At 65.4% G+C, this 8,771-nt stretch carries 11 protein-coding genes; 6 read left to right on the top strand and 5 right to left on the bottom strand.

The window, feature by feature from the left end; all coding sequences use genetic code 11:
• Nucleotides 1-45 precede the first annotated feature (45 nt).
• Together EV643_RS29810 and EV643_RS29815 are read right to left on the bottom strand one after the other, a co-directional pair.
• Nucleotides 46-405, bottom strand: coding sequence for an alpha/beta fold hydrolase domain-containing protein (locus tag EV643_RS29810; RefSeq protein ID WP_202869813.1), 360 nt, complete (start codon nucleotides 403-405; stop codon nucleotides 46-48).
• A gap of 20 nt (nucleotides 406-425) precedes the next feature.
• Complete coding sequence (locus EV643_RS29815; RefSeq protein ID WP_133803482.1) at nucleotides 426-944, bottom strand: putative immunity protein; 519 nt, start codon at nucleotides 942-944, stop codon at nucleotides 426-428.
• Between the two features lie 246 nt (nucleotides 945-1,190).
• Here EV643_RS29815 and EV643_RS29820 point away from each other — a divergent pair, with 246 nt between their 5' ends.
• Complete coding sequence (locus EV643_RS29820) at nucleotides 1,191-1,814, top strand: TetR/AcrR family transcriptional regulator (RefSeq protein WP_133803483.1); 624 nt, start codon at nucleotides 1,191-1,193, stop codon at nucleotides 1,812-1,814.
• A 62-nt stretch (nucleotides 1,815-1,876) separates the two neighbouring features.
• The gene (locus EV643_RS29825) at nucleotides 1,877-2,278 is read left to right on the top strand and encodes a RidA family protein (RefSeq protein WP_133803484.1); all 402 of its coding nucleotides are present in this window, start codon (nucleotides 1,877-1,879) and stop codon (nucleotides 2,276-2,278) included.
• A 55-nt stretch (nucleotides 2,279-2,333) separates the two neighbouring features.
• Here the strand turns inward: EV643_RS29825 and EV643_RS29830 are convergent, their stop codons facing one another.
• Nucleotides 2,334-3,449, bottom strand: coding sequence for a glycosyltransferase (locus EV643_RS29830; RefSeq protein WP_166665622.1), 1,116 nt, complete (start codon nucleotides 3,447-3,449; stop codon nucleotides 2,334-2,336).
• A 275-nt stretch (nucleotides 3,450-3,724) separates the two neighbouring features.
• On the opposite strand from EV643_RS29830, the gene EV643_RS29835 reads away from it, so the two are divergent.
• Together EV643_RS29835 and EV643_RS29840 are read left to right on the top strand one after the other, a co-directional pair.
• Nucleotides 3,725-4,621 (top strand): hypothetical protein, encoded by an 897-nt coding sequence (locus EV643_RS29835; RefSeq protein ID WP_133803486.1) that lies wholly within the window; start codon nucleotides 3,725-3,727, stop codon nucleotides 4,619-4,621.
• Between the two features lie 340 nt (nucleotides 4,622-4,961).
• Complete coding sequence (locus tag EV643_RS29840; protein ID WP_133803487.1) at nucleotides 4,962-5,606, top strand: GNAT family N-acetyltransferase; 645 nt, start codon at nucleotides 4,962-4,964, stop codon at nucleotides 5,604-5,606.
• Between the two features lie 5 nt (nucleotides 5,607-5,611).
• Here EV643_RS29840 and EV643_RS29845 read toward each other — a convergent pair whose 3' ends face one another.
• Entirely contained in the window at nucleotides 5,612-5,800 is a 189-nt protein-coding gene (locus EV643_RS29845) for a hypothetical protein (protein WP_133803488.1), read from the bottom strand.
• A 157-nt stretch (nucleotides 5,801-5,957) separates the two neighbouring features.
• On the opposite strand from EV643_RS29845, the gene EV643_RS29850 reads away from it, so the two are divergent.
• Nucleotides 5,958-6,959: an NAD(P)/FAD-dependent oxidoreductase gene (locus EV643_RS29850; RefSeq protein WP_202869814.1), complete on the top strand. Its 1,002-nt coding sequence runs from the start codon at nucleotides 5,958-5,960 to the stop codon at nucleotides 6,957-6,959.
• Nucleotides 6,960-7,068: 109 nt separating this feature from the next.
• On the opposite strand, the gene EV643_RS29855 is transcribed toward EV643_RS29850, so the two are convergent.
• Complete coding sequence (locus EV643_RS29855) at nucleotides 7,069-8,046, bottom strand: phosphotransferase family protein (protein ID WP_238165889.1); 978 nt, start codon at nucleotides 8,044-8,046, stop codon at nucleotides 7,069-7,071.
• A gap of 206 nt (nucleotides 8,047-8,252) precedes the next feature.
• Between EV643_RS29855 and EV643_RS29860 the strand changes: the two genes are divergently transcribed.
• Nucleotides 8,253-8,756: an HAD family hydrolase gene (locus EV643_RS29860; protein WP_133803490.1), complete on the top strand. Its 504-nt coding sequence runs from the start codon at nucleotides 8,253-8,255 to the stop codon at nucleotides 8,754-8,756.
• Nucleotides 8,757-8,771: the final 15 nt, after the last annotated feature.

Here is an 8,771-nt window from a genome sequence, read left to right on the forward strand (position 1 = left end):
ACCGCTTCCCGCCCCAACAACAACTGCCGCCCCAACGTGCACCGATTAAGCCCCCGCCCAGTCATCTCCACCCCAAGATTCTCCACCACGCGCAGGCATGGAACACCGTGTCAGTGGTCGCGGCGGCAGGAACTCGTCGTCGACTCCGACCCAGCGGATGGTGCGATGGTCACCCGGGTTGGCGTGCAACGTCTTGTCCTTGGAGGCGAAGGCGTCTAACAACTCGAGACCGGATTGGCGGTCGACGTGCTCGTCGTCCCACGGGAGCAGGAACTGGATCGGGACGGTGATCCGTCTCGCCGCCTCGATCAGCGCCTCGTACGCGAAGAACCCGCCACCGAAGATGGCAGCCGTGATCCGGGGTTCGAGGGTCGAGAAGGCAGCGCGGGAAGCCAGTTCCGACACCTGCGAGTGGTAACTCTGCCTCAGTCGTCGAAGACGTTCCAGCAGATCGGGCTTCGACGGTGCTGGTCGTCGAGGACCAGCTCTCGAACCTCCGCGGGAATTCTTTCTCGCTGCCAGTCTCGTTCCCGGACGCGTGCTGTTTCTGCCTCACTGGCGACAGCGGAAGCCACGGCTGCCCTGATCGCGTACGCCGCAGCTCCCAGGTCATGGGCTGCGACGTGGGCCACCGCGACTGCTTGGCCGGCCGCTAGAGCGGCGAACTTCGCCGGGTCGGGTAGTCCACGTGCGGCGGCATTCGCCACGAATGCGGTTTTGTGCGCATCACGCATGCGTACCTCGCCGCGGATCCATCCACGACCGATCTCGATAGCGTCCCGCGGGCGCGTGTCGCGCGGCTGCTCCTGCTCGAAAAGATGCAGAACGTGCTCCGCGCAGAGGGCGGCCCACTCCGCAAGCATCCGGTGATGCTCGTCCGTCAACGTCCCGCCGCGGCGCACGGTGATCAATCGGGGGTCACGCTCAGCTGGCAGGATCGGCATGAGCTCATTCTTTCTCGTCATCCCACGCAATCACCAAGCCCAGTCCCTCCCGACGTACCGCCGACAGTTGTACGGCGTACAACCTTGCAAACGGAATGCAGTTGCGGTGACGGTCAGGTAGATATGGGCCGGTGCAGATCGAGATCCCTGAGCCGTGGCCGCCGCCACGCACGCCCCCTCACAACTCGTTCGGTTTCTGAGGCCCGCGCCGCTCATGTTCGTACCGTATGGTGATACGGTACGAACATGAGCAATCTGGGTTCTGGTCGCGCTCGCCGCGCGGGCGGCGACAGGCGCACGCTCGTGCTCGACCAGGTGGTCGCGGTGCTCGCTGACCGCGGCTACGCCGGCACTCGGTACATCGACGTGGCTGAGGCGTCGGGGGTGGCGGTCAGTACCTTGCAGGGCTATTTCGGTTCGCGCGAGGACATGCTGATCGAGGCATTCGGGCGCGCCACTTCCGTCGCGGTAGTTGCTATGAATGAGCTAGCGGCACAGTTTGACGACCCCTGGCAGCAGTTGGTTGCGATGGTCGATCGAGGTCTGTCCACGAGCGTCGTCACCTGGCGGATGCTCATGGAGTTCTGGACCGCCGCCGCCCATGACGCCGAGTTGCAGGAACATGCCGCCGCGTTAGCGGCGCAGTACCGGGAACCGTTCACTGATGCGGTGCGGCGAGGCATCGAGAGCGGCGCGTTCACCCCGCGCTTCGACACCGCTGCGATTGTCGAGGTCGCTGTGGCGACGATAGTTGGTCAGCTCTACCCGGTCGTCCTGGGCCACCAAGCGCCGCAGGACAAGGACTATCGCGATGTCGTTCTCGCTCAGCTCGCCTTCGCGCTCACGACAAGCACAGAGGACGCCTCGTGAACGCCACGGGGCGCTACTAAACGGGGCGCAGAAACGCCAATCACACAAGAGAGGTGACCCACATGTCACATACCATCGTCAATCCGGACGGCTTGCACAATCCGGTCCCGTTCGGCTACAGCCACACCGCCGCCATCCCGGCTGGCACGGAGCTGGTGTTTGTCTCGGGTCAGTACGGATCGGGCCCGGACGGCATGGTTGTCTCGCCCGACTTCACCGAGCAGGTGCGGCAAGCGTTCAGCAATCTGGGTATCGCCCTTGCCGCCCACGGGCTCGACCTCAGCCATGTCGTCCAGCTCAGGACGTACGTGGTGAACCCCGACTTCGAGAAGCTCGGGGTAATCGGCCAGGCCGTACAGGGCGGGTGCGGCGCCACGCCTCCCACGCAAACCGCCATCGGGGTTGCCGGCCTGGCCATGCCCGACATCCTGTTCGAGGTCGAAGCCGTCGCCGCCCGGCCCTAGCGTCATTGCCCCAGGCAAGTACGGCGTCGCCTGCTGCCGTACTTGCCCAGGGCCACTAGCTGACGAGTTGCTCGACTGCGTCCGCGCCGACCTCGGCAGACGGGAGGGACTCGGCTTCAACCTGTAACGCACGCGCTGCCAGCCGGTAGCTCGGTGTCGTCAGCACGTCTTCAACAGCCGCTCCAGCATCGCCGGATGACACGGCAAGGGGATCAAGCACGCGGCCGACGCCGAGCGCGTCACATCGGTCCGCGTTCCAGGGCTGATCGGCGCCCATGGGCAGCAAGACGAGCGGGACGCCGCAGGCGAGGGCAGAGACAACCGTCCCCGAGCCGGCATGTGAGACGACGACAGCGGCCCGCGGCAGTAGGGCGCGCTGCGGCACGAACCGCTCGACGAGCACGTTTTCGTTGCGTGCTCCGAGTTCGGCTGGATCGAACTCGCGGCCCACCGTGACGATGATGTTCGCGGTCAGCCCCTCAAGACCCGTCAGGATGCGGGTGAACAGATCACCTGACTCCTGGTGAAAGATCGTGCCGAGGGTGAAATAGACGAGCGGACGACCAGGTCGTGAAGCAAGCCACGCGGCGACGCGGCCGATGGCGGGATCGTCGAGAACTTGGTGGTCGTCGAGGACATCCGGCCGGATGGCGAGGGATGACGCTGGAAGCGGCGTACCCGGCTCGCGAAACGACGGCATGACCGGCGCGATGGTGAGGAAGCGATCAAGAAATCCGGGATCTGGCGGCAGGCCGAACTCAGCGCGCAGTTTGTTCAGTGGTTCATCCAGTAGGCCCGGCGCGATCATCCCGCCCGCGGCGAGCACCACGACCGAGGCGTGGGGGATACCCAAGCACTCGGCTGCCACGGCCGCGCCGAAGTCGACCTCGTCACGAACAACAACGTCCGGTTCGAACCGTTGTCCAACGCCGACAATTCTCGGTGCGCGGTCGTGTGCGATCCGACCCGCGAAGGCATCGCGGATGGCCCTGATCTCGGCGTCGCGGTCTGTTCTCACCAGGGGGCCTCGGTACGTTGCCGCCGCGAGCGTGGGACCGCCGCTGTCGACGACGCCGAATCCGGCACCGCGAATCGTGTCGAGCATCGCCGATTGGCAGGTGAACAGAACGTCGTGCCCTCGTGCGGCGAGCGCATGGGCGATCGGCATCATTGGCAGAGCGTGGCCATTGCCACCAGTGAAGGAGAACAGAGCGCGCACCCCGCCATTGTCCCCGAATGGCAGAGTCCCGACCTCAGCCATGAAGGCCGCAGATCACGACGCCCGTCCCCAGGCCGTGCTGCCCGGCGAGTACGGGCGAAGTACGGGCAGCGGCATGCCGATCGTCATCCGTACGATCGGGCCGCGATCCGGTGATCTGTTGCGTGCGGCAACTGCCTGCCGGCCGGACCCTGCCTTTCGACTCGACCTCTCTGGAGGAACTCCTGATGCGTAAGTCCATCGTGGCTGGGGCGACAGCGCTGGCTGTCGTCGCGACCGGTCTGGCCGTGGCCGGAATCGTCCGAACCGCCGGTCCGGCGACCGCGGCAGTCGGCGACGTACCGGCGGACTGCGAGACCTGGACCACGGCGTACCGATCCGATGGACAGCGTCTCAGCTACAAGTACTCCGCCCGGAAGACCAGCACCGAGGCGCTCCCCGGCGACAAGCTCGGCTGGGTGCCGACGGCACTCGCGGGGGGCGCGGAATCCGGGGGCGAGGACGTGTTCGAGAGCAGCAGCCTGGTCACGCATCCGACCGACGGCTATCTCTACCGCGTGTACCGCGTTGGCCGGCGGATCGACGGAGTCTGGAGGATCACGAAGCACACCACCAGCCGCATCGCGCCCGGGTTCGCCGGGACCCGGATTCTCGCGAGTGGACCGGGGCGCTACTACTACCGTCTGACGGGCAACTCGCTGTACCGCTTCGAGGTGATCTACTCCGCCGATCAACCGCCCCGGATCACCACGCCGGTGAAGATGCCCGGCAGCAACTGGGACACGGTCAACACCTTGCAGTACCAGCGCACCGGCGGCACGGCTGACGCCCCGGTGCACGTGATGCTCGGCACCAAGACCAACGGGCAGCTCAAGGAGTGGCGGATCAACGAGGCGAACCCGGCAACGATCACCTCGAAGATCCTGCGGAACGCCGGCTGGGGAGTCTTCACCAGCTTGAACACCGGCTTCTGCAACTCGCGTCCCAACGGCCGCCCATTGATCGGCATCACCGCCGCAGGCAGGGCCTCCGTGCACTTCGACGCCAACAGCAAGGACGGTGACGGCACCGACATCAAGGGCGGCTCCCTCGGATTCGTCGGCTGGACCGAGAAGGCCTACTGACAACAGAAGGGCTACGGCCAGTAGCTCCGGAGTTCGGTGCCGGCGATCCTGTCCCGGGTCGCCGGCACCATTTCGTCCGGCCGTCGGCCTCTGGCGGCCCGCTGCACCCGCGGGCGCTTCTACTGGACAGCCTGCGTATCAAGTCGATGCGTAATCCGAGCCAACCGATCACCGTCATGCAAAAGTCGCGTGCATCGTTGCTGTCTGATGAGGTTGGATCCCTCATCGGAGGCGTGGCGATGTGCGGCTCGATCGACTTCAGAAGTTCGCGGACGCCAGCGACGTCCGCCGCACGCGTCTGACCGCTTCACCCGCGACCGTGAGAGCAGAGTGACCGTACATGAAGAACTATCCGCTCCTCGATGTGCGCGTCAGCACACCAACGCTCGAGCTGCGCAGCGCCACCGACGAGCTGCTGGATCAGCTCGCGGATGTCGTGCGCGCGGGCAAGACCCATGCCGATCCTGCACCGTACGACGACCCGATGTCGTTCTACGAGACCGATCCTGACCTGCGGGTCGCCAAGTGGCTTCGGGCGATCTGGCGGCGCCGCGGCACGGTCGAGCCTGATGCTTGGCGGCTCTACTTCGTGGTCATGATCGACGGCCGGCCTGTCGGGGAGCAGACAATGACGGGAGTGAACTTCTCCACTCTCGGAACGGTCACGACCTTCTCCTGGCTGTCTGCCGATCAGCGTGGCCATGGCCTCGGGCACGAGATGCGGGCAGCGATCCTGCACCTGGCCTTCGACGGCCTCGGGGCGAAGGAAGCAAGCAGCGACGCCTTCGTGGACAACCACGGCTCCAACGCGATCTCGCGAGGTCTCGGCTACGAACCCAACGGGTCCGAATGGGCAACGAGGCAAGGCGAACCCGCCCTGCTCAACCGGTGGCGACTCACCCGGGACGACTGGGAACAGCGCCGCAGGGACGACATCCAGCTCCACAACATCGAGGCCTGTCACGCCCTCCTGCCCTTGTCCTGACGTCATCAGACGGTGGAGGTCACCTCCACCGCGAGTGTCGATCTGCGTGCTATATAGCCGAGTGCGTCGGCGACTAGGGAGGGTGGGCATTCGAGGACGAGTTCGCCAATGGCGCGGTTTCGGGCTCCGAGGAGGTACGGGTCGCGTTGGGGGAGTAGGTCATGGTGCTGGAACAGGGCGCGTAGGTGATTCATCTGATGCAGTACGCAGACTAGGCTGGCCGACTGATCCCGGGTGGGTCGTTCTTCCTCAGCTGCACTTCCGCTGCCGTAGCTGAGCTGGGGTGGAAAATTCCGCTGCGGAGCGTCGGCGGACGGTAGCCTCGTCAGAATGTCGAGCCAGTCATCAAGCATGGATCTCGTGGTTGTCGGCGCCGGCGTTGTCGGCGCTTCGGTGGCCTATCACGCCGCCAGGGCCGGCGCTGCCGTGACCCTTCTCGACGCCGGCCGGCCGGGCGCCAGGGTGACGGCAGACTCCTTCGCCTGGATCGCATCGTCAAGGTTACTCACCGGTCCCTCCGCCGGGCTGCGGGTGGCGGCGACAGACGAGTACCGTCGGCTCGAGGCCGAGCTGCCGGGACTTCCCGTGACCTGGTCCGGCTCACTGTCGTGGCGCGCGGGGAACAGCGCGCCGGAAGCCGGGCCCGGGCAGAAGATCGTCGACGCGGCCACTGCGGCGACGCTTGAGCCCAACCTGCTGCAGCCCCCGGACTGGGCCGTCTGGGCACCCGGCGAAGGCGCCGTCGACCCGGTGGGCGTGACCGAGCGGCTGATCGCGGGAGCCCGTGACCACGGCGCACAAGTACATCCGGACGTCCCGGTCACCGCTGTCCGCCGAGACGCCGCGGGTCGGATCGTCGGGGTCGAGACGGCCGCAGGGCCCCTGTCTGGCGCGACTGTGGTGCTCGCGGCCGGAGTGGCAACGGCCGCGCTGGCCGCGCCGCTGGGCATACGTGTCCCGGTCGACCCGTCGCCGGCGACGCTCTTCCGGTTCCGTGCCCCGGCCGGTCTGGTCCGCACGGTAGTCAACACTCAGGACTTTGATCTTCGGCAGGTCGCCACGGACCGGATAATCGCCGCTGCAGATTCGCCGGAACTGACTCTGGCCGCCATCCGGTCCACCTTCCGCGGCGCCGCGAGCGTCGAGCTGCTCAGCGCCCGGGTCGGCGCCCGCCCCATGCCGGCCGACGGCGAGCCCATCGTCGGCCCAGTCGCCGGGGTTCCTGGCCTGTACCTGGCGGTGATGCACGCGGCAGTCACGCTCGCCCCAGCCGTGGGTCGACTGATCGCAAGGGAGCTGGTCGACGGCACCGTCGAGCCGGCGCTGGCGGGCTGCCGCCTCGACCGCTTCTAGTACCCCGAGTCCGGATCTCGTCCAGGTGAGCGGGGCGATGATGCAGACCACGACGATCGGTTGGCAGTGAACAGCTCACCTGGACGTTGGCGAATGGTGCTTGAGTTGGTCAAGAGGCCGTATAGCGGGCAATCACGTCCACGCAACGCCGGAACTGCGCCGGCGAAGCAGGGTTCTTCCAACCGAGCTTCTCGAGTGTCCAGTCGATGGCGAAGGCTGGCGTCCAGCCGGCATCGGCCGACTCAGGATCAGCGACCCGCGCGTAGCCGCGGCGCACCAGGTCCAATCGGTCGTGCAAGGGGTCGCCGGCATCCACCTCCCATTGGGCGAGGTCGTATGCCGGCGACGCAGGGCCAGCGAACTCCCAGTCGATGACGCCGACGACTGTGCCGTCGTGGATCAGGAGGTTCTTTGGGCAGAAATCGCCATGGGCGAGCGAGAACGGGGGCGCCGCACGGGTCGTCACCTCTTGGCGCAGGAAGTCAGCACCGCGCTCGACGACCGCGGCTGCCGCCGGGCTGAGCGCCTCCCTGACGATGCGTGCGACCCGGGTGACTTCGCGCTCTTCGGGCAACCGCAGTTCGTGCCGGATGCCTCGCTGGTCGTCCGGGACCACGCTGTGCACCCGTGCCAAAATCTCACCGGCATCCATGACCAACCGCTCGAGATCAGAGGCAGACAGTTCGCCGATGAGCTCCTCGAGCGAACGGCCCGGCAGGAACTGCTGGATCGAGAACGACAGCAGCTCGCCGTCGTGATCCAGGTGCTCGAGGCCGAGCACCTCTGCTGTCGGCACGCCTACGGCACGCGCCTGCGCCATAAGGTGCGCCTCGTCGATGAACCACGGCGTAGGCTGACGCGCGATCCGGACGACCACAGCGACATCGCCGGCAAACTCGGCGCGGTAGGTCTCATTCATCCCGCCACCGGCGAGGGGAACGAGGCGCTCGACGTCGCGGCCGCAGACTGACCGCACCACCGAGTCGATGATCGGGCGAGGCGTTGTCACCATCGCCCAAGTCTCGTTCAGCGATCCTGACCGGGCCACCCAATAGAATTGATTCCCCGGGTTGATCGACTGATGCATCTCGGTGTCGGCGTCGCAGGCCGCACCGTTGTGCAGGGCGGCGAGGGAGGCCGCAAGTCCGCCGCCTGATCCAGGCTCTAACTGAAACTACTGGACAGCCTGCGTATCAAGTTCACTCGTATATAGCGTTGGACCATGCACTAGATTCGCGCGCTCAGGTTCGCACGCTGCCCCGCTGCCCTCTCTCCCAGGAAGGGATCAAGAGAGTGAAAAAGTACATACTCTTCGATCATGATGGTGTTCTGGTGGATACCGAATTCTGGTATTACAAAGCTGGAGAACGCGCCCTGGCGGACATTGGTTTGACTTTGGACAAGGATCAATACCTCCGGGACATGAACCAGGGATTGGGCACTTGGGCCCAAGCCAGGGCGGCAGGTATTGATGAACAGACCATCAGCAGGCAGCGTGAGGTTCGTAATGATTACTATCAGGAATATCTTAGAACAGAAGCCATTGAGATTGAAGGCGTCGTTGACACTCTTGCTGAACTGTCAAAATACGTCCGCATGGCCATCGTGACGACTGCAAAACGTGTGGATTTTGAAATTATCCATGAAAAGCGCCAAGTTAGACAATTCATGGATTTCGTCCTTGTTCGCGAAGACTACAAGCTCACCAAGCCGCACCCCAATACCGGTAACTTAGGGTCTGGTGCGGTACGGTTGGGGTGTGGCGAGGGTTGGTCAGGTCAAGTCCCGATCGGGTGACAGGTTGACGGATCG

Origin of the sequence: Kribbella caucasensis (genome assembly GCF_004361855.1) — a bacterium.
GTDB classification, from domain to species: Bacteria; Actinomycetota; Actinomycetes; order Propionibacteriales; family Kribbellaceae; genus Kribbella; species Kribbella caucasensis.

Coding starts and splice junctions, on each gene's coding strand:
- EV643_RS29855 (WP_238165889.1), bottom strand. CDS start 8,046: ATGCATCAGTCGATCAACCCGGGGAATCAATTCTATTGGGTGGCCCGG.
- EV643_RS29815 (WP_133803482.1), bottom strand. CDS start 944: ATGCCGATCCTGCCAGCTGAGCGTGACCCCCGATTGATCACCGTGCGC.
- EV643_RS29840 (WP_133803487.1), top strand. CDS start 4,962: ATGAAGAACTATCCGCTCCTCGATGTGCGCGTCAGCACACCAACGCTC.
- EV643_RS29820 (WP_133803483.1), top strand. CDS start 1,191: ATGAGCAATCTGGGTTCTGGTCGCGCTCGCCGCGCGGGCGGCGACAGG.
- EV643_RS29850 (WP_202869814.1), top strand. CDS start 5,958: ATGGATCTCGTGGTTGTCGGCGCCGGCGTTGTCGGCGCTTCGGTGGCC.
- EV643_RS29825 (WP_133803484.1), top strand. CDS start 1,877: ATGTCACATACCATCGTCAATCCGGACGGCTTGCACAATCCGGTCCCG.
- EV643_RS29835 (WP_133803486.1), top strand. CDS start 3,725: ATGCGTAAGTCCATCGTGGCTGGGGCGACAGCGCTGGCTGTCGTCGCG.
- EV643_RS29830 (WP_166665622.1), bottom strand. CDS start 3,449: ATGATGCCGATCGCCCATGCGCTCGCCGCACGAGGGCACGACGTTCTG.
- EV643_RS29845 (WP_133803488.1), bottom strand. CDS start 5,800: ATGAATCACCTACGCGCCCTGTTCCAGCACCATGACCTACTCCCCCAA.